Genomic DNA, 21923 nt, shown 5'->3' with positions numbered 1-21923 from the left:
ATGAAGCAACGAACATCTTCTCAGATTCGCCAGGAGTTCATTGACTATTTCCGGCAAAAGTGCGCGCACACATTCGTGCCGTCATCTTCCTGCGTGCCTCAGGACGATCCGACTCTGATGTTCGCGAACGCCGGCATGAATCAGTTCAAGCCGATCTTTCTGGGCCAGCGCGAACCGGATGTCGATAAATGGCCCGGCGCGACGCCGGGCATGCCGACGCGGGCGGCCAACACGCAGAAGTGCATTCGTGCCGGGGGGAAGCACAATGATCTGGACGACGTGGGACATGACACGTATCACCACACGTTTTTCGAGATGCTTGGCAACTGGTCATTCGGCGATTATTTCAAGAAGGAAGCGATCGCATGGGCATGGGACCTCCTGACGAATGTGTGGGGACTTGAGGCCGATCGGCTGCACGCGACGTACTTTCAGGGCGACGCGGGCGAGGGACTTGAGCCTGACAGCGAGGCCCGCGAACTGTGGCTGAAGATTCTGCCTCCTGAACGGGTGCATCCAGGAAACAAGAAGGACAACTTCTGGGAGATGGGTGACAGCGGTCCGTGCGGCCCTTGCAGCGAGATTCACATCGACCTGACGCCGGACAAGAGCGGGGGACGGCTGGTCAATGCCGGCGACGCCCGTGTGATGGAAATATGGAACCTCGTGTTCATTCAGTTCAACCGCGGAAGTGACGGGAGGCTGACGCCGCTGCCTTCCAAGCACGTCGATACGGGCATGGGCTTCGAGCGGATCTGCTCAGTGATTCAGGGCATGCAAGCCGGCCGACTGGGGCAATTCAGCAACTATGACACAGATGTTTTCGCTCCGATCTTCGCGGCGATTCAGACCGTCACCGGTTCGGGCGCGTACACAGGGCGATTGGAAGTGAGGGACGCCGGGGCTGATCCGCGGAGCGACGTCGAACGCGCCGCGGTGATGAGCGATATCGCGTATCGCGTGGTGGCGGATCACATCCGTACGCTGACGTTTGCGTTGACGGATGGCGCGGTGCCGGGCAACGAAGGGCGCGGCTATGTATTGCGGCGCATCCTGCGGCGCGCCGTGCGTTATGGCCGGCAATACCTCGGCACGCGCGAGCCTTTCATGTGCCGGCTGGTGCCGGCGGTGGCCGAGGCGATGGGCGCGGCATTCCCTGAACTGAAATCAGCCCACGGCGGCAAGAACGTTGAACATGTCGCGGCCATCCTGCGCGACGAGGAGGAATCCTTCGGGCGAACGCTCGATCGCGGCATCGCGTTATTCAACGAGGCCGCCGAGTATGCGCGCAAGCATCACCACGGCCGCATTGGCGGCGAAGATGCCTTCAAGCTGCACGACACGTACGGCTTTCCGATCGACCTGACGGAACTCATGGCCGAGGAACAGCGCCTTACCGTCGACATCGGGGAGTATGAGAGGTTGATGGAGGCGGCGAGGGAGAGGGCTCGGACCGGCGGCAAGGGTTCGCGCGATCAATTCGAGGAACCGGGGACCGAATTCCTGTCGGGGCTTTCCGCGTGCGATGATTCGGGGAAGTATTCCGACAGCCCGGCATGTGAGAGTGTGATCACCGCGTGCGATTATCTGGACGGCGAGCCTCCGACGGTTGGCAGCCGCGTCCATGTGACGACGGAGCGGACCTGCTTCTATGCCGAACAAGGCGGACAGGTATCGGACACCGGCCGCATTAGCACGGCCAGCGGTGAGATTCAGGTCAAAACCGTCAAGCGATATGGTCCGGCGATCGTTCATTTCGGTGTGCTCACGAAGGGCCATGTGACGGAGAGGCAGAGCTGCTCGCTGGTGGTCGATCCGATCCGGCAGCAGATCATGAAGAACCACACAGCGACGCACATCATGAACTGGGCGTTGCGTGAAGTTCTCGGCGAACATGTTCAGCAGAAAGGGTCACTCGTTGATGACGAGAAGACCCGCTTCGACCTGTCGCACAACGCCGCGATAACGGAGGGTGAACTCGCCAAGATCGAATCTCTCACCGTTGAACAGATCAATCACGATCTGCCGGTTTACTCGGAGAATGAGGTTGAACAATCGCAGGCTCGGCAGATTGATACGCTGCGGGCGGTGTTTGGCGAGAAATATCCGGAGAAAGTGCGCGTGGTCTCGATCGGCGCGCCGATCGACGAGATGCTGCAGGATCCGAAGAATGCGAAGTGGATGGGATATTCCGTCGAATTCTGTGGCGGCACGCATGTGAAGCGCACGGGCGAGATCGGCCGTTTCCGTCTGATTGAAGAATCGGCAGTTTCCAAGGGCATTCGCCGCGTCGTCGGGGTCACGGGCGAACACGCGAGGCGGGTGGAACAACATGCCACGGCGCTGGCACGGTTGTTGAAGGATGCCGCTCAGGCTGATTCCGCCGCACTCCCCCAGCGAATCGCGGAGATCACGGCGTTCATCAATGAAAACGCGGTGCCGGTCGTTGAGAAGATGCGCATGCGTGCTGATATCGCCCACCTGATGGAAAAAGCGAAACACGCGCAGAAAGAAGCCGCCAAGGCCGGGACCGCCTCGGTGATGTCTCACGTCGATGAACTGCTGGCGAACGCGACAAAAGCCGGCGGCGTTTCGATAATCTGCGGCGCGCTGGCCGGCGCGACGGCGGATCAACTCCGCGCTGCGGCGGATTCACTTCGTTCGCGGGCCGGATCGGCGGCGGTGCTGCTCGCGAGCGACGAAGGCGGGAAGGTGACACTGCTGGCGGCGGTAACGCCGGACGTCGTGGGCCGGGGCGTGAAGGCGGGTGATCTGATCAAGGCGATCGCGCCGGTCGTCGGCGGCAAGGGGGGCGGCCGTCCAGATATGGCACAGGGCGGCGGCCCGGACGTTTCGAAGATTGGTGATGCCGTGGCTGTGGCATGTGAACGACTGACCGGACAGCTCGGATGATGCGATTTGCCGGTCGAATCCGGCGTGGGGTTACTGCTTCGCGTGGCGGGAGAAGAACTTCCAGGTTTCGTCAGTCGCGTTGAAATCGAGGTTTTTCCTGCCGACGATCCGCTGATAAAGGAGTCCATGCTGCCTTCCGCCGGGCCAGCCGTGGCCGCCGCCGATCATTTCGTAGTAGACCACTTCCGCGGTTACGCCTGAGGCATCCGCGTTTTTCTGGGTGCGACGGGTGTGCGAGCCGGTCTCGCCTGATGCCGTGCCGCCAGTCCGCGCCGGATCGGCATCACTGAGATCGGGCCGCCATGCTGTTATGACAACATAGCTGTCGTCGTCCTTGTTCGAATCGGGCAGGTGTTCGATCGTTGGCGTTGCGTCGGCATGATTGACGGTGCGCCAGAAGTCGAGAGTTTGCATGGCAGACAGGACCGTGCCGCGTCCAAGCGGATTGCGCGCTGAGGGAGCAATGGGACCACCGCCGTAGGGCATCAGCGGATCATTTGTGCCGACCATGTAGAGTATGGGGACTGGCGTTGTCGGAGTCCGGCACTCGGAGTTGGCCGCGACGGAGCCGACGCAGGAGCAAACCGCGGCCAAACGCTCGGGCAGTTCAATCGCCAGCCGGAAAGACATCATGCCACCGTTGGATACGCCCGCGGCATAGATTTGTTTTGAGTTGATTGGGAGCGCACCGGCGATGTCGTCAATCATTTTAAGCAGGAACTTCGTATCGTTGGCGATCGCACCGGTCACGCGAGTGTCGTCACTGCGGCAGTCATTCCAATGATTGCCGACGCCCTGTGGGAAAGCGACGGAGAAACGGTCGCGTTCGGCCAATTCCATCCAGCGGCCCTCTGTGAGTTCGTCGGCGGCCTGCCTTGCATTGCCGCCGCCGCCGTGCAGCATCATGACGAGCGGCATGGGCGGAGCGTCACTGGCGTTCGGCCTTTCTGAGGGGACAAAGAGCAGGTACTCTCGATCAATTCCATCGACGAGCAGATGGCGTGATTCGAGCTCGAAACCCCGAATGCGGACTTTCTTTGATGTCGGCGCCGTTGTGGGAATGCCCTCCGTACCGGCCAGCGCGCCGCAAGCCAAATGGACGCCAGCCAGCCACGATATTGAAATGATAAGCCGGTTCAATCGATCTGTTCTCATTTGCCGGGGCCCTCTGAAATTGATGCGTCGAAGAGCATAACGTCAGAAGGTGACTGGTATTTCCAATTCCTCCGAAACGAAGGATGGGTCGAAAAGGCCGGCGTGCGCGGGCGAAGACCATAGGCGAGGTCATGGCGGTTCGCCTTCGCGCTTGCCATGGGTCAGGCCGTTCCGAAGAGGCGATCGCCGGCATCTCCGAGGCCGGGGATGATGTAGCCGCGTTCGTTCAGCCGTTCGTCAACCGCGGCGGTGTACACCTGCGTATCCGGATGTCGGGCGTTGAGTCGTTCGATGCCTTCTGGCGCAGTGACGAGGCAGAGCACCTTGATGCTGGTCGCGCCGGTTTTCTTGACCGCATCGATCGCGGTATTGAGTGATCCGGCAGTGGCGAGCATCGGATCGATGATGATGACGTCGGTTGCGGCGATGTTGGGTGGAAGCTTGGCATAATAGACGACCGGCTCAAGCGTTCGCTCGTCCCGGAAGATACCGAGGTGACCCATTCTGGCGCCGGGGAAGAGCTGATGAACGCCCTCGGCCATGCCAAGTCCGGCTCGTAGAATCGGGACGAGGGTCAGTTCGCGAGCGAGTTTGCAGCCGGTGCACGGTCCCATCGGAGTTTCAATCTCGACGGGAATCGTGGCGTAGTCGCGTGTGAGTTCGAACGCCATCAGCCGAGCAATATGGCCGACGAGTCTTCGAAATTGCTCGACGTTTGTGCGTTTGTCTCTTGCGACGGTCAGTCGCTCCTGTACGACAGGATGGCGAATGATCGTGACATTGTGCCATCTGGGATCGGGTCCGGTCATGCGGTGAAGTCTCCGTTTCGTCCGAGGCAGGCTCTTGGGAGCCGGGTTGGCCGGTCGAGGTCTTGATTCGGGTGTTCGGCTATTTCGCTGCGTGCGGATTCATGATAACGGGTCGGTGGATCGCTCGCGACGTCGCGTTGGGTCAACCGACCCGCACCATCCGGCGCGGGTGCAGAAACGCCAGCCATGATCGACACGGTCGGCTGCGCCATAATGCCTCGATGGCCGCCGCGTAGATTTTGAGTTGTCCATCATAAATGGCGGCTCGCTCGTCGACGGCCGGCCCGCTGACGCGATCGGTCTTGTAGTCAACGACCTCCCAACCATCGCCCGCGTCGAAGAGGCAGTCAATGATTCCGCGCACGAGCATGATATCGTCGGGGCTGCCGGCGACTGCGCGCGGATCGTACTTTGTTGGATCGACGCTGAGCACGAACGGCTGTTCGCGAAGCACGCGCGTGCCCGGCTTTCGCAGGAGTTTCCCGGGCTCAGTTTGGAAAAACCATGCGAGGGCTTCGATATCGATTGCGGCCGCTTCGGATGCGCCGATGCAGCCGAGGCTCGTGAATTCTGCGAGTTGTGCTTTCAGGTCTTGTTCATCGCAAGGGCGCGTCAGGTCAATCTGCTGCAGGAATTCGTGCGTGAGGGTGCCAAGCCTTGGACCGGCGGGAGCGGTTTCGGAGGTGGCGAATGCGGGCAGACGAAAATCGGCGGGAGAGATATTTGCGGCTCGCATGCCGGGCGACCGTCCGGCGGGCATCGCGCCGACTGGCTGATCGTCGTCGGAAATTGTGTTCCATGTGCGTTTCAAGATGCTGGCGGCCACGACGCCCGGGACATGGGTGAGCGCCTCGGCTGGATAAGGGACGGTGAGGCGGCGTTCGATCATGGAAATCGGATTGAACGCATCGCCAGTGGACTTGGCGGCGGCGGGTCTGACGGCCGACGGAGTAGGTGCATCGAGCGGCAGGGTTGCAGCTGCGGCGCGGAGCCTCTCGATCACTTTTGTGGGCGGCTTGGGTTCAATGGTCCAGGATGACATCTGATCCAGGGTGTAGCATTGCGTGGCGAAGAGCGGGCCGATTACGGGGCGCGAATCGAGTGTAGTGATGAGTTTACGCGGCTGGGCGCCGATGGCGCTGACAACCCAATCGAGAAAGGATGTTGCACTGCGGCGAGTGAGAATTGACAGCGGGCCGGCTTCGAATTTCTCGACGCCGAGAAGCATGTGGGCCTGGCCCGTGCCGACGAGAATAAGGCGATGCTTGGCGCGCGTGAGGCCCACATAGAGGACGCGCAGCTCCTCGGCGAGCATCTCCGTGAGGTTGGCCTGCCGCACGAGGTTGTGCGAGAGCGTCGGATAGATGATTCGCTTTTCCGCGTCGACCGCTTTCATCGCGATTCCGAGCCGCCGATCGTAGAGAATCGGGCCGCTGGCGTCCTGTGTGTTAAATTTTTTGCCGATCTCCGCCAGAATGACGATCGGGAATTCGAGGCCTTTGCTGCGGTGGATACTCATGATTTTCACGACGTTGCCGGTCGGAACTGAAACGGCGCCGGCATCGAGGTCCTGATCCGAGTCTTGCATCGCATCGATAAACTGCAGGAAGCGATTCAGGCCTTGCCGCTGGAATTCGCCGAATCTGCGGGCCTGTTCGTGCAATGCCACAAGGTTGGCATAGCGCTGTTCACCATCGCGCAGTCCGCACACATAGGCGAGATAGCCTGATTCCTCGTAGATTTCCCAGAGCACTTCCGCGACGGGCCGGCGGTGAATGCGACGACGCCAATCGTTGAGGATCCTGAAGCGGCTGCGCAGGGCCGTGGCGATTTCAGACGAATCGTTGCCCGCGGCAAGGGTTGATGCCGCCACGTGAAAAGGAAGAGATCGGCCGTCCGGTCCCAGCGATGCGCGGACACCGGCGAGCGTTGTCGCGTCCAGTGGATCACCGAGCAGCGGCGATGCCAGGACCGCCGCGAGGGGGATGTCCTGCCGTGCATTGTCGAGCACGGCGAGCAGCGACAGGATATCTCGCGATTCGAGTGTATCAAATAGGCCGCCGGCGGTCTGGACGTGGACGGGAACGCCGAGGAGGTTGAGCGTGCGTGCGACGATCTCGGCTCGCGGCTTCATGGATCGCATCAGAATGGCGATTTCGCCGTACTGGCGTCCTTCTGCAACGAGAGCCTTGATCCGCTCAGCGATTGCGTAGGCCTCAAGCTCGATTCGGTCCATGTCGCCGTTGTCATCGGACGCCTTCGCAGCAGCGGCCCGTTTGAATGTCTCGAGTATGTGCAACTCGATTGGCGGCGCGCCAGATGCCATAGGCGTTGCGCTCGATGAATCGTCAGCCTTGGGGCCGTAAACCAGACGGGCGTGCCGGTCGTAGTTGATTCCTCCAAGGTCGGCCGCCATGAGTTTCTCGAAGACGGCATTGATTGCATCGATGATTTTCGAATCGCTTCGAAAATTGCTGACCAGGTCGATCGCGCGTCCGGGTGGTTTCGAGGGCGCCTGGCCGGGGGACGTTTCGGACAATTTCTTGTCTGTCGGGTTTTCCATAAATCGGCGTTGTCGCGCCAGGAACAGCGCGGGCTCCGCCAATCGGAAGCGATAGATACTCTGTTTGACGTCACCGACGGTGAAGAGATTGCCTTCACGGTTCGGATCGTCGTCGCGGCTGACGAGACGGAGAATCTCGGCCTGAATCGGACTTACGTCCTGGTACTCGTCGACGAGGACGTGACGAATTTCGTCGCGGAGACGCGCTGCAACGCCATTGGATTCATCGAGGAGCAGGTCGTAGGTCATCCTTTCGAGATCGCTGAAATCGATCACGCCCAGCTCGCGCTTGGCATTCTGGTAGGCATCGCGCGTGGCGCGGACGACGCCCAGCAGCTGTAGCATGTGGGGCAGGGTTTGATCGAGTCCGGCGGTCCATCCGGCGACATCGAAACGGCTCCAGCGTTCCTGAAGGTCTTTTTGAAATGAGTCGCGGATTTTCTCCAGCGCGCTCCGGCCCTGATTGACCACGGTCGCGGAAACGGAAAGCAACTCGTCGGCGTTCGCACTGGCGCGTCTGCGCGGCAGGGCAGGAAATTGAAACCCGGCAATGCCTTTGAGGCAAACTTCATTGATTGTGGCAGCGGATCGATCACGTTCGAGCGATGATCGCCATCCTTCGAGCGATGACTCGATCTGGTCGAGACTTTCTAGGAACGGTCGAAGCGCCTGCCGGGCCTCGTCGACATCCGGGCAGAATGCCATCAGTCGAGCACGCTCGTGGATTACCATCTCCTTCCGCGCGGCGCACTCCTCGATCAGCAGTATTCCCAGAGAATCAAGCCAGAATTCGGATGGTTCGCACTTGTTGGCGTGCATCAGGCGCAGATAGGACGTGTCCAGCCAGGCTTCGGGATCGGGCAGTGAAGCAAGGAACTCGCAGAGCCGAAGCACGATGTCCTGCAGGTACTTTTCCGATGAGCCATAGGCGGCAAGAAACTCAAGGAACTGCGCGCCCCCGGCGTCTCGGCGCGCGGCGGAGGAGTCGAAGACACCTCTGACCGCTTCGCGCTTCATGATGGCTGCCTCATTCGGATCGAGGATCGGCGATTGGGGATCAATGTCGGCCTGGGCGAAATACCGATTGAGAATCGTGCGGCAGAAAGAGTGAATCGTAGAGATCTGCGCGGTATCGAGGAAAAACAACTGGCGCTTCAAGCGGCTGTCGCTCGGATTGGCCGCCTGTCGCTTGCGCAGAGAACGGCCGATCCGCTCGCGCATTTCGGCGGCTGCCGCCTCAGTGAAGGTGACGACGAGCAGCTGATCAATCTCGCATGGCGGATCGGCATCGAGGACGAGCTTTGCGCAGCGCTCGGCCAGCACCGCGGTCTTTCCGCTGCCCGCACCGGCCGAGACGAGCAGGCTGCGATCGAAGGTGTGGATCGCTTCTTTCTGTGATGATGTCCACTCGATGTCACTCAAGGTACGTGTCCCGTTTCCTGTCTGTTGCCCCGGAATCGTTGATCGGAATGAACCGGCTTATCACCTCGGTCCGCGACATCGGCTCCAGCCGGCGAGTCGGGTGAGTGGCATGCTCGAAGCGGCAGACGGCGCGGTAGAGGCAGTGGGTGCAGGGCATTTCGGTCCCGTATCGATAGGGCAATACGCGCACATCACCGGCGATCCAGGACTCCGCCAGTTCTGTCATTCGGCTCCGGACATGATCGATGATTAACGGCAGTGCCGGCCCGGGCACCGCATCGGATTTGTCCAGATTGCTGATTTTCCGGTCGGTTTTTCGCTTCTGCACCGCGAAAGCCTTCGATTTGCCATCACCGGCTTCCGGGTCGAGTTCATCGATTGCATCGAAATCGACGATGCCGCGCGGGCGCAGCGCGCTGATGATCTCATCGCATAGTTCGGACGCATCGTCCGGATGATCGACCTTTGCAAGCTGGCCGAGGAGGGGCAGGAAGAAGGCTCCGCCCGGGACGATGCGGGCGCTGCCGCCGGATCGGTTCGCGGTCCGGGCATCCGCATCGCGCAGGACGAGCAAATATGCGAGCAATTGCAACGCCAGGCCGTGGTAGACCATGTCGAGCTTCAGCCGGCGTTCCGTCGTGCGTTTGTAGTCAAAAACGACGGCGAGCCTTCGGTCGCTCGTCTGTACAAAATCCACTCGGTCGATTTTTCCACGTACATGAACAATGTTGTTCTTCAGCGTGAGTTCGATTGCGGGCAGATCGCCATCGTTCACGCCGAACCATTTTTCCGTCATGGCGGGCTTGATGGATGTTTTCCCGAGCAATTCGCGATGTGCGCGCAACGCAAACGGCAGTTCACGGCCGAACCGCCATCTGGTTTTGCAAATCTCGTCTTCTGACAGACCCAATGCGTCGGCGTACAGATTCAGGGCCTGTGCACAGAGACGGTTACATGTGTCTACAATCTCCTGGTCCGTCAACTCTCCGAGCTGCCTGCCGGTTTCCATCAATTCGTTGACGAACTGTTCGAGCACGGCGTGGTACAGGTTACCGAGATGCTGCTGTGAGACCTCATGTCGGGCACGTTCCGAGAGACGCAGTCCGTATGCCGCGAAATGCTGGAACGGGCAAGCCGCCATTTTCTCCAACTGGGTGATGCTGGTTAGGTAGGGCGGCGGCCAGAGCGCTGCGGCGGCTTGCGTACTGAGTCTGATTGGTTCGATCGGCTGGAGCGCCCGCATTGCTGCCGCAACAGCGGCCCGGGTTCGCGGCTCCGCGCCGGTGCGAGCCCATTCGTAGATCGAAAGCCAGGTCGCGGCATCATCGGTGGAAGACTGGTCGGTCGCCCAGCGTCGAATCGACAGCGCGAGACGGCGTGCAAGCTGCGAGCGCGTGCTGATCGCGACGGAATCATCTTCAATCCGTTCAATGCATAATTCGGGCAATGCTCCGAGAACGTACACAAGATAGGACGATGGCTCGAGCACACGGTTCGCACCGTCGGCGGCGCTGTAGCTGATACGGAGCAGTTCCCCGGCACGTGTCAGGGCAATGTAGGCGAGTGTGCGCTCGTCGAGTTGGCATTCATCGCGAGTGCGACCGAGATTCGCCCCTTGCGAGGCGAGGTACCGGCGCTCGGCATCGCCGAAAATCGTGTCCTCGGTGATACGGGCCGGAAACTGACCCTCGTTGAACCCCAGTATGAACGCGGCACGTATGGGCGGGTGGCGACTTCTTTCTATTGAGCTGACCAGGACCTGATCGAGCGTCGGCGGAACCAGGCCGAGTGAAAAGTCTGACAATCCGGACTCGAGCACTTCTCGAAGCTGCCGTGCAGTCATCAACTCCTCACCGAGAGATTCATCCATCTCCTCCAGCAATCTGACAAGATCGAGCCAGACCCGCTCGTGTTCCGCCGCTTCGTCGAGGGCGTCGTTGGTCAAGGCCGATCGTCGGCAGGCATCGAGCGTCTGCGCGACGTTCATCGATTGAAGCACGGCTAAGAGACGGCGAAGCCATGTACCACACTTTGGATGTGCGCCCGCGGCGGACGCTCTGGGCCAGATCGGCTCAAGCATGTTCACAAGTCGGGATCGAGCCGCTTCGATTGCATGGAAATCGGCGTCGGGCTCGGTGCGGGCGGATGGATTTCGATCGGTCGGTGCAGGTATTCGCCACGGGCGTTCCCACTGCGAGGGAAAGGCAAGATTGAATGCGATGACATGGTTTTCGATTGCGTCGGTCGTTGCATCCGGCAGGCCGACAAGACCGCATTTGAGAATTCGAATCATGGCCTCATCGATGGGGCCGCGGCTGTCGGCGAGTTGAAGCAATCCGCGGACGAGTTGTACAAGGGGGTGGTGGTGGGTCGACCGTCGCCGGTCAATGAAGAAGGGAATTCCATGCGCTGCCAACTCGGCAGAGAGAATGTCGTGGTAGGGTCCGAGATCGCGGACGATGATTGCGATGTCGCGGTAGCGCATGGGGTCGCTGTCACGCCGGGTGAGATCGATGATTTCGCGCACCGCGGAGGCCACCTCCGATCGGCGGTCGCGGGCTTGGACGATGCGAACTGAATTCTGCTCGATTGCGCCGGCTTGTGTTGCTTCGGCAGCGCGCGTCGCGCCGGGGTTCGAACCAGGCTCGCGAACACGATTCTCGATTGAAGCAGCCGGTGCGTTTTTGAAGAGGCTCGATTCCAGCGTGCGCAGCGCATCGGATTTATCGAAGCGAAGAGACCTTCCCGGCAAGTGAATCGGTGAATCGATCATGATCGCGCGATCGATCAGCATTCGGCGAAGTGAATGCCACATGCTGCGCGTTCGAGCGAACAGGTCGAGTTTCGAATCGAGAGATTCATCCAGCGCGAGCCATGAGTCCTCTGGCGACGATGCCCCGTCGAGGAGGATCGCAATATCGACCTGCGAGGCGCACGCCGAAAAATCGAGGATCATGCGAGCCTGCTGCCGGGTGAAGCCGGCAAAACCGTCGAGGAGAATCCGTGCGCCGTGAAGCCGAGTCGTTCCGGCAAGCCTTGCGCGTGCAAGGTCGAGGACGCCTTCGGGATCCACGCGGGCATCGCCGAGATAGTCCATATAGGCACCATACAGCAGCGCGGCGTCGTGCAGACGGGCTGCCATCGGTTCGGCTGTTTCTTCGGCATGGCGGGCGGCCTCGTCGAGTTGGTCGATCGACACGCCTTCCTGCATCAATTCAGCGATGCCGTGCGAGATATGGCGGATGAAACCGCCTCGATCGGCAATCTTTGCGAACTCCTTAAGATCCTTGCGGTGACGGCTGATGAGCAGACGTACCGCCATCTGACGTCCGAGCGGCGTGAGCGGGACGGGCGCGGGTCCTCTTGATTCGGCGAGAATTCGATTGGCGAACCGCCGGAAGCTGGTGACTTCGCAGCGGCCGAGGGTTTTGGTGTTGTGGGTTTCGAGCAGGGCGAGCAGGCCGCGCTCCATTTGCAGGGCGGCTTGCTCCGGGACGAGCATGATGACTGGCGGCCCGTCAATGAGTTCGCGGGTGAGTTCCCGAACGATTTCCTGCTGGCACCAGTGTGTCTTGCCGCTGCCGGCTCGTCCTGTAATCAGCCTCAGGCTCACGCTGTGGTTTCTCCGGCCGTCAGGTGGACTGCGTCAATCTGGACATTTTCGGCGGCGTCGTTGCGCCAGGCTCCGCCACGAGGGGAATGCCGTTTGTTTTCGTGACTCGGGTCGACGGTCAAGGTCGGCAGAGCACGTGGTCCGATCGCCTTGTTCTCGCGCGGTCCAATTCGATTAGAATGCATTCTGACGATTGCTTCGCGAGGAATTGAATTTTGCCACTTGCCGATGCCATTGTTCCGTCCCGCTGGCCCGATTGGGTCCTCGCCCTGAGCGGGTTCAAATCATACCTGATTCTTTTCGTCGCGGCAGCGCTGGCCACGACAATCGCCACGCCGGCCTACATTCTGCTGGCCCAGCGATTCGGCTGGGTGGATCAGCCGTGGGGTCGAAAGCGCCACGAACGAGCGACGGCGACGCTCGGGGGCGTGGTGATTTTTGCGATTGTCTTCGTCGGGGCATTTGTCGCGCTGCGGCTGGATAACCGGGTCGGGCAGATGCTGCGCGAGTATGAAGTGCAGGTCTACGGTTTGCTGATCTGCACGCTGGCGATGCTGCTGCTGGGAATCGTTGACGACCGGCACACAGTCCGTCCGCACATCAAGCTGATGGTGCAGTCGGTGGTTGCAATTGCTGCGGTGTCGCTCGGTTTTCGGATCGAAGCGGTGACCATGCCGTTCGTTGATTCAGTGCCGCTTCCGGTGGCGGTGGGCTACCTGCTGTCGCTGATCTGGATTGTGGGCGTGACGAATGCCGTGAATCTGACGGACGGATTAGACGGACTTGCAGCGGGCATCTGCTTTCTAGCCTCGACAGTGAACGCGGTTGTTGCGATCTGGCTGGGCAATTACTACATGTCGGTGATGATGCTGCTGCTGGCCGGGGCGCTGCTCGGCTTTCTTCGGTACAACTTTCATCCGGCGCGTGTGTTTCTGGGAGATACCGGATCGCTGGCGCTGGGAATGTACCTGGCGCTGGCATCGCTTCAGTCGGCGCAGAAATCGCACACCGCCGTGTTGATCCTCGTTCCGCTGTTCGCATTGGGGTACCCGATCTTTGACACATTGTTGACGATCGCCCGACGGCTTTTTCGTGGGCAACCGCTGTTTGCGGGCGATCGGGATCATATTCATCATCGGTTGCTGGATCGCAGTCGCTCACCCTCGCGGGCGGCGATTCAGATTTACGCCGTGAGCTTCCTATTGTCGGTGGCTTGTATTCTGGCTGCTGCGGCGAATCACCTGGTGGTGGGGCTGGCGATGGCGGCGGTGGCGATTCTGGCGATCTTCGGCACGCGCGTGCTCGGATATCTGGAATGGGGCGGCTGGGCAGCCCGCTGGTCCGGCCGCGAGGAGACCCGGATTCTGCACGCGGCGGCTGCGCTGGCGAAGCTCAAGATCCGTTCGGCGGCCGATCAGACGCAGATTCTGCACGCACTGTCAATCGCATTGCGCGAGATGGGTTGCCGTCGGATCGAGCTGCGCCGGGAAAATGGCGTGGTGGTCTGGAGCGAGGCGGCCCGGACGGATGTGGCGTCAGGTTTTGGCGACAAAAAGGCGTCTGAAACCGGGCCGTGGGCGGTGGACGGGGTGATTACGCCGGTCGGCGAGCTTGGCAGGGTATCGGAGGGTCTGGGCCCGTCTGTCGAGGGCGCGGTGGTTGAGCTTCCAGTTGATGACGGGGCGATGCTTGTCATGACGTTTGATCCATCGACAAGGTTGAACGAAGAGCGCTCGCAGTTGATCGAGGAACTTGCGCGAGAGATCGGCGAGCGTCTGCAATGAGTCGACAGCGACACATCGTTTTTCTGAACGAATTCTATCATCCGGATATTTGTGCCAGTGCCGCTGTGCTGAGCGACCGGCTTCCGCGCCTGCGACGCCTGCTTTCGCACGATCGATTGACGGTAATCGCGGGGAATCGGGCATGGGACGATCCGCAGCGTATATATCCGGATGAAGAGATGCACGAAGGTGTTCGAATCGTCCGCGTGCAGCGTCCGCCGATCGGGGCAAGGGGTGTCATGCGCCGGGGGCTGGGATTTCTTGCGTTCGGTCGCAACGCGGCGATTGCCGCGTCCGGACTGGGGGCGATTGACCTGGTCATCGGGACGACGGCGCCTCCGCACGGAGCGGGGATCGCTCGGAAGATTGCGCGGGCGGCCGGGTGCCCTTATGTATATACCGTGCTCGACTTGTATCCTGATCTTGCGCTTTCACTGGAGCGGATGTCGTCATGGTCTCCGGTATATCGAACGTGGATGAACTTTGATCGTCGCTGGATGCGTGATGCGCGGCGTGTGGTTTGCATTTCGCGCGACATCTCGAAACGCATTATCGAGACGCGCGGTTTTGGCGCGGAACATATCGAGACGATTCATGACGGATTCGATCCGGCGATTCTGGGACTGGCAAATTTTGCAGCATCGAGTTCGGAGGTGCAGTCTGACAACGATTTTCGTCGGCGGCACAATCCAAATGGCCAAGTTGTGATTCAGTACGCCGGGAACATGGGCTTGTCCCATCCGTTCGAGACAATTATGGCGGCGTGCAGTCGATTGGCAGGGGACTCGCGCCTGCAATTCCAATTCATCGGCGGCGGACCACAGCGGGAGTACGTTCGGGAACATCTGCCCGCAAATGGGGTGCTAATCGACTATCAGCCCGCAGATCAGCTTGGGGAACTGCTGACGGCGGCCGACATTTGCCTGATTTCTCAACACGAAGCGATGTACGACAAGGCACTGCCATACAAGACGTATGGCATCTTCGCAGCGGCCAGGCCTGCGATATTTGTCGGAAACGAGCGTTCCGAGATTGCGGAATGGCTGCGCGAGAGCGGCGCCGGAGTGGCTGTGCGACAGGGTGATGTGGATGGTCTGATTGAGTCGATCCGGCGACTGGCGGACGATCGCGAAGTTCGTTCTCGAATGGGTGCGTCAGGCCGTGCGCTGCTCGATGAACGGCTGCACGCGGAGCAGTCCGCAGCCAGGTGGGCGGCACTTATCGACGTTCACTGCCGTTCGTGAATTGCGGCGCCGCTCGAGCGCCGATCCCTCCAGCATGGCGCATGGCCGCATCGCGTGTCATTGCGATCGGGTAGAAATAACACGACGGGGCCGAAATCGACCCCGTCGCGTGAAATCATCTCAACAAGCGTCGTGTGCGTTCGATCGCCACCGTGAACTTGTCAGCGGTGAGCGAATCGATCCCTTATTTCCGACTGCGGCGGGTCCGGCGGCGCGATCCGAGCCGCATGGACCGAATCGCAAGGAAGCCACACATCGTCAGCGCTACCGACAGCGGGCAGCCCACGGCACATACGGGTGCATGGAACAGCAGGCTGAAGAGGATATTGAACGAATTGTCCGTTGCCGGATCACAAGGAACCGGCTGCGGACCAGGTCCTTCGTTATTGTTGTTGCTGATGTTGTTGTTGTTATTGTTATTGTTATCGTTGTTGTTGTTGTTGTTGTTGTCGTTGATCGGCTGGTCGCATCCGTTGGCATCGACCGTAAGTGTCGCCGTGCAGTCTGACGAGTTTCCGTTTTGGTCAGTGACCGTGATGGTCACGAGCGTATCGCCGACGTCGATGACCGTTCCGGCCGTTGGAGACTGCGTGACGACAAGACCTTCGCCCGGCGAGCAATTGTCGATCGCGACGATTTCCCCGGTCAGATCCGGCACGATGGCCTTGCATTCCGAATCCGCCAGTAGCGTCCTGTCGGTCGCGCACGTTGTGATGATCGGATCCTCCTGATCATTTTCACCGCAAACGTTGACGCACGAACCCTGCTCGACCGTCACCGTCACTTCGCACGTGGCCGAATTGTTCGACGAGTCGGTCACGGTGATGGTCACGGTCGTCTGACCCACAGGCAGCGGGGTGCCGGCGATCGGGTCCTGTGTGATTGTGAGGGCTGGTTGGACACCTCGAACGGGGTTTTCGTTTCCATTCGAACCTTCGTCCCACGGCTTGGATTGCGGTTCTTCCTGATATGGGCAATTATCGAAAGCGATGACCTCGCCGGTAAGATCGGGCAGCGACGCGGAGCATGTTTCATCCGCCTGCAGGGTCACAGGCTCCGGACAGACTTCGATGACAGGCGGCGTCTCATCGTTCTCACATGGATCGATGAAGCATTCGCCGAACTCAACCGTGACGGTGACTTCGCAGTCGATCGAGTTGTCACTCATGTCCGTAATGGTAATGGTCACGACCGTGTCACCAATGCCGATCGGAGTTCCTGCCGGCGGATTCTGCGTTATCGTCAATCCGTAATTGCCCTGCTCGCCGACCGCGGTTGGTTCGCTGCATTCGTCGTAGGCAATGACACCACCGGTCAGATCGGGCACCTCAGCGGTGCAATCGACACCGGCCTGAAGTGTCACTGGCTCGCCGCATGTTTCGATGACGGGCGGCGTCGTATCGCAGTCACATGGGAAGATGTAGACCGTTATTGTGAACTCGCAGGAGGCACTGTTCTCCGACGTATCGGTGACAGTGATGGTGACGAGCGTTTGACCTTCGCCGACGACTGTCCCCGGTTCCGGCGATTGCGTGATGGTCAGTTGCGCGAGCTCGTCGCAATCGTCCCACACTTCAAGGGAGTTTCGATAGTCGCCGATCGTGTAGTCGCAGCCCTTGGGGAAGACATCGAAATCTTCAGGGCAGCCCTCGATCGACGGCGGGGTTTCGTTGCCAAGTTGGGCGCAACTGCATCCGAAATCATCGACGGGCGTCTCGGCCGGCGTGTCGGGGCATTCGTCGAAGCAATCCGTGATTCCGTCCGCGTCGGAATCGTCCTCACACGTCGTGTTATGACCGAGGTAACTGCCCTCGAGTGCGTTGCAGTCGGCCTGCGTCAGGACTTCGCAGCCCTGGCCTTTTGAGTTGAAGCAGCAACCACCGACACTGGGGCAGGATTGGCCTTCCGGAATATCGATGATCGCGAGGCCGATGTCACCGACGGGCATTCCGGAATCGACAACACGCGAGAGTGAGAATGCTCCCGTGGCAAGATCGAGGGTGCCGAGCAGAATCTCATTGACGCCCGCATTCGTCGCCGAGACGACATGATAATACGTGCCGTCGTGAAAATCGCCGCCGGACGTGTAGCTGCTCTGTCCGGTCGGGCCGATGACGGTCGCAGTAGGATCGACGCCGCTTTCCAGTTTCCAGTCGATGAGGAGCAGATCCGGTGTGCCGCCGTTTCCGACACCGTACAGCTTGCCGGTGATGTTGTCGTAGCCGGTGGAGTTGATGTTTGCGAGCGTCGCGCCGGTTTGTCCGACAACGGCGTAGGTCTGGGCGACGAGGTCGACGGTCGCGAGATAGTGTTTCTCGCCCGCGACGGCGCGATAGGTGATGTAGAGTGTGTCACCGATGAACGACATCGATACGACGCGGCGGGGCAGATAATCGCCGACGATGGTCAGCGACGGCTCGGCGCCGCAAGGATCATCCAAACGATAGATTTCCGCGAATCCGTCGTCGTCGATGTCCGTTCGGCCGATCATGTAGATCGTGCCGCTGGGGTCCGCAGCCATCGAGGCGAATTCGTCGGTGAGCAGAAACGTGTCAGGCGTGCCGGTGAGATGGTACCGGTAAAGCACATTGTTACTGGTCGAAAAGAAGACAGGTTCTGCAGAAGCCTGCCCCGTTTCGAACAAGGCCGCGACCATCGCGACAGCCAGAATTATTAGCGTTTTTCGAATTTGAATTGTATGGTTTATCATCATGCAGCCCTCTGTACTTGTCCCGACCGCTGATCGAACGGCCCGGCCGTTCAGAATCAAAGGTCGCCCCCCCCCGATCGATTATCCAGTTTCCGATAGCGAACCCGCGATTCGCTTGAAATTCTTCCAAGTGATGCGCACCTGGCTCGAATCACCAAACAGATACCGCCGTTTCATCCGCGCCCCGTTCGCAACTGTATGCCATGCGCTTAGCAACAAGTGCCGCGAGATGATGGGCAGAAGATTTGCGAAGACGTTGTCAGTAAACCCTCCTATTGCATTATTGTTGGTCGAGAGGGCCAGAGTCTACCGACTGAGAATTTTAGTACAACGCGCTTTTCGGACGAGTCCTTAATTCGTCAAACCCGGTATCCTTTTCGAGAGTTTTTTCGCGGAACGGATTTCAAGCTGTCAGCCCGGTGTCGGGACATCGAGTGCGACGACCGCGTCGTTCGCGTGTGTCTGCTGCCATGCCAGGAGCGACACGAGCGCCCATAAACAGAAATTGTGATCCGCGGTGCCCCGCGCGTGCTCGTTCAGGGTCGCGAGGGCACCGTCGCGGGACAGCACGACGCCGAAGAAACACTTGTCCCGCAGGATCAGGTTCTCGGCCATTTTCCGGAGCGGACCACGAAGCCACGGACCAACCGGCACTTCGAACCCTTTTTTCGGACGATTATGCAGCTCCCGCGGCATCACATCGCGAAAAGTTTCAATAAGAAGGTGCTTTTTTCGCATTCCATTGAGCTTCCAACGCCAATCAAACGGAGATACCGCGTTCACCAGGCGCCAGTCCAGGAAAGGTGAACGGACCTCCAGCCCGTGAGCCATCGACATCAAGTCGATCTTGGTTAGCATGTCGTCCGGCAGCGAGAGTTGCCACTCGGTTCGCAGATGGGCGTTCAAGTCATCCGAGGATTTTGGATCGCCCCGGAATTTCCACAGTAGCTGTTCGATTTCTCGCATGGCCGACTTTGCGCGGCCGGCATCGCCCAACAGGCGTCCGAACGTTCGATCGTCGGATGTGCGCATCCAGTTGGCATAGCGTGTCATCCGATCCGGATCCATCGAACGGACGGCCCGTTTCAACTGGCTGATGAATCCGCCGACACGCGTTTCTCTCCTGGTGGGGAGCTTCTCGATCAGGCCGCGCGAGAGCTGATAGAGCGGCGTGCGAGCGAACCATCCGTATCTGGCGTTCAGCGTCGCCGCAGCGTAGCGATTGTATCCCGCGAACAGTTCATCCGCTCCGTCGCCGCTGAGGGCGACAACGACATGCTTGCGTGTCAGGCCGCTAAGCAAGTACGTCGGCAAGGCGGAACTGTCGGCAAATGGCTCGTCAATGTGATTCTGGACCGTCGGGATAATGTTCTGAATTTCCGCAAGTGACAGGGGAAGCACAGTGTGTTCGGTTCCGTGCATTTTTGCCACGGCATCGGAGTATCTGCTTTCGTCGTAGAATGGTTCGTCCGGGAAGCAGACGGAGAACGTCTTAATCTTCTCCGTGGAAATCTGAGAAGCGACGGCCGTGACGATGGCCGAGTCGATTCCACCGGAGAGGAAGACTCCGACCGGAACATCGGCGATCAATCTTTCCCGAACCGCTTCAATCATTGTTGATCGAACGATGGTTTTGGCCGCTTCGAAACCGGTGATGTCAGTCGAGTCCGGAGGCGGCGGCACCCATGGACGTACCTCGATTCCGCCGTTTCGGAATTGAAGCAGATGTCCTGGGCGCAACTTCGAAACTCCGCGAAAGATCGTTGCGGGCGCGGCGACAAAACCGAGCGAAAGGAGCTGATACACGGCCGCAGAATCGATCGGCGCCGAGCCGATTGCGGGCCGCAAGGCGTGCATCTCGGAAGCGAACGCAATTCCGCCTGCAATGGCCGTCCACAGGAGCGGCTTCACTCCCGTCCGGTCGCGCACCAACGTGAGTGTTTGCGTTGGTTCATGCCAGAAGGCGAATGCAAACATGCCGTTCAGTCGCGGCAGGAAAGCCAAAGACGGGTCGCGCCGACATAACTCGAGCAGAACAGCTGTGTCGCCGGTTGAGTTAAATCGCGATCCGGCCGCCTCCAATTCAGCACGGAGGGTCTGGAAGTTGTATATCTCACCGTTGAAGACAATGGTGCAGGCACCGTCCTCTGTCCGCATGGGTTGCTCGGCCGCAGCGGTCAGGTCCTGCACTTTGAGTCTTGTATGTCCCAGCCCGATTCCGAATCGCGGATCGATCCATTGATGCGCACCATCCGGGCCGCGGTGGGACAGTCGCCGTGTCATCTCGGTGAGTCGTACCGGGTCGGGTTCTCCGGTGATGCTGATCAATCCTGCAATTCCGCACATGCGGGTCGAATCATAGGCATGAGTACGTGACTGGCCAAGTGCGATCGGCCGTTCCCCAGAATGCGACAATCAGTTAGGCTGCCGTCCGTGGCCGAACCACGGCCGACACGAGTTGGAGATTGAATGAAAATTCTGCATATCACGCAGTCCCTTGACCCATCCTGGGGCGGCATCGCGCGCGTGCTTCCGCTTCTGGCTGGTGAACTTGAGCGTGCGGGCCAGACAAGTCGAATCGCCACGTTGAGTGGGGATCGATTCGGTCGACCTCCGACGGTTGAATGTGCTGAAGTAATTTCATTCGAGGCCAGGGCTGGGTCGAAGCTGGGCAAGTCGCCGGCATTCGATCGCGAGATCGGATCGCTCGTGGGATGGGCGGACGTGGTGCATCTGCACGGTTTGTGGTCAGCGCAGAATTGGTCGACCGGCCGCGCGGCTCGCAAGCAGAACAAGCCTTATATCATGACTCCGCATAGCATGATGATGCCGTGGGCGTGGCGGCGCAGCGCGTGGAAGAAACGTCCGATCGGATGGCTGTTTGAGCACGGCAATCTGCGGCATGCGGCACGATTGCACGCCCTTGCGGAAGGGGAGGCGCAGCACATTCGTGCGCTCGGGTTCAATCAGAAAGTTGTGGTGATTCCCAATGCGCTGAACCCGGGCGAGTTTCAGAATCTCCCGCCGGCAACTTCGCTGGAGGAGCGGTTTCCGGCCGCGAAGGGTGCGAAATGGGTCCTGTTCCTAGGACGAGTTGCCGAACAGAAGGGGATTATCGAGGCGTTGCGAGCCTGTTTCGACACGCTGGCTTCGGGCGAGTCCTGGCATCTGTTCGTCGTCGGGCCGGATGAATTCGGGATTACGCCGATGCTTCAGGCGGCGGTGATGCGGAAAGGACTTCGTGAGCGCGTGACATTCACCGGCATGCTCGGGGCGGAAGATGTGCGGGCGTGTCTCGGCCGTGCGTCGGTCCTGCTTCAGCCGAGCAAAAGTGAGGGAATGAGCATGTCGATTCTCGAAGCGATGGCCGCCGGATTGCCGGTTATCATTTCGGATTCATGCAACATGCCGGAGGTCGAGGAGCATGGCGCGGGCCGGGTTGTCGCACCGGAGCGCCGCAGCATCGCCTCGGCGCTTCGTCAGATGGTCGGCATCTCGGATGAGGAGCGCCGGCAGATGGGGCTGCGCGGCCGCGAATTGATTTGCAAACGCTATTGCTGGCCAGTGGTGATTCCGCGTTATGTGGAGATGTATCGCGAGGTGTGCCGGTAGTCAGCCTTCGCGGAGGACCTGGTTTTCAGCTCGTGCGAAAGCTGATCCACTAAAAAGAGCAGGGCCGATGCGCTTCTGACGCACCGGCCCTTTTGCTT

General features: G+C 60.0%; 10 protein-coding genes. 4 read left to right on the top strand and 6 right to left on the bottom strand.

Going from position 1 to position 21923, the window contains the following annotated elements; translation table 11 throughout:
• Positions 1-2913: an alanine--tRNA ligase gene (gene alaS, locus KF841_09560; GenBank protein MBX3395601.1), complete on the top strand. Its 2913-nt coding sequence runs from the start codon at positions 1-3 to the stop codon at positions 2911-2913.
• A gap of 30 nt (positions 2914-2943) precedes the next feature.
• Here the strand turns inward: alaS and KF841_09555 are convergent, their stop codons facing one another.
• The 4 genes from KF841_09555 to KF841_09540 form a co-directional block, all read right to left on the bottom strand.
• On the bottom strand, positions 2944-4053 hold the full coding sequence (locus tag KF841_09555) for a hypothetical protein (protein MBX3395600.1): 1110 nt from the start codon (positions 4051-4053) through the stop codon (positions 2944-2946).
• A gap of 176 nt (positions 4054-4229) precedes the next feature.
• Positions 4230-4877: a uracil phosphoribosyltransferase gene (upp, locus tag KF841_09550; protein ID MBX3395599.1), complete on the bottom strand. Its 648-nt coding sequence runs from the start codon at positions 4875-4877 to the stop codon at positions 4230-4232.
• A 142-nt stretch (positions 4878-5019) separates the two neighbouring features.
• The gene (gene addA / locus KF841_09545) at positions 5020-8862 is read right to left on the bottom strand and encodes a helicase-exonuclease AddAB subunit AddA (GenBank protein MBX3395598.1); all 3843 of its coding nucleotides are present in this window, start codon (positions 8860-8862) and stop codon (positions 5020-5022) included.
• The gene (locus KF841_09540) at positions 8855-12475 is read right to left on the bottom strand and encodes an exodeoxyribonuclease V subunit gamma (protein MBX3395597.1); all 3621 of its coding nucleotides are present in this window, start codon (positions 12473-12475) and stop codon (positions 8855-8857) included. The genes addA and KF841_09540 overlap by 8 nt, the downstream gene beginning before the upstream one ends.
• A gap of 215 nt (positions 12476-12690) precedes the next feature.
• On the opposite strand from KF841_09540, the gene KF841_09535 reads away from it, so the two are divergent.
• Together KF841_09535 and KF841_09530 are read left to right on the top strand one after the other, a co-directional pair.
• Complete coding sequence (locus tag KF841_09535; protein ID MBX3395596.1) at positions 12691-14259, top strand: undecaprenyl/decaprenyl-phosphate alpha-N-acetylglucosaminyl 1-phosphate transferase; 1569 nt, start codon at positions 12691-12693, stop codon at positions 14257-14259.
• Positions 14256-15503, top strand: a complete 1248-nt coding sequence (locus KF841_09530; GenBank protein MBX3395595.1) for a glycosyltransferase family 4 protein — start codon at positions 14256-14258, stop codon at positions 15501-15503. Before KF841_09535 ends, KF841_09530 begins: the two co-directional genes overlap by 4 nt.
• Positions 15504-15687: 184 nt before the next feature.
• Here the strand turns inward: KF841_09530 and KF841_09525 are convergent, their stop codons facing one another.
• Together KF841_09525 and asnB are read right to left on the bottom strand one after the other, a co-directional pair.
• Positions 15688-18216 carry an HYR domain-containing protein gene (locus tag KF841_09525; protein MBX3395594.1) on the bottom strand — a complete coding sequence of 843 codons (2529 nt, stop codon included), beginning with the start codon at positions 18214-18216 and terminating at the stop codon, positions 15688-15690.
• A gap of 408 nt (positions 18217-18624) precedes the next feature.
• Positions 18625-20559 (bottom strand): asparagine synthase (glutamine-hydrolyzing), encoded by a 1935-nt coding sequence (gene asnB / locus KF841_09520; protein MBX3395593.1) that lies wholly within the window; start codon positions 20557-20559, stop codon positions 18625-18627.
• A 123-nt stretch (positions 20560-20682) separates the two neighbouring features.
• Here asnB and KF841_09515 point away from each other — a divergent pair, with 123 nt between their 5' ends.
• The gene (locus tag KF841_09515) at positions 20683-21825 is read left to right on the top strand and encodes a glycosyltransferase (protein MBX3395592.1); all 1143 of its coding nucleotides are present in this window, start codon (positions 20683-20685) and stop codon (positions 21823-21825) included.
• Positions 21826-21923: the final 98 nt, after the last annotated feature.

This window comes from Phycisphaerae bacterium, assembly GCA_019636475.1.
GTDB lineage: Bacteria > Planctomycetota > Phycisphaerae > UBA1845 > UTPLA1 > JADJRI01.
The sequence above is the reverse complement of the archived record's forward strand: the minus strand, read 5'-3'. Positions and strand labels throughout refer to the sequence as shown.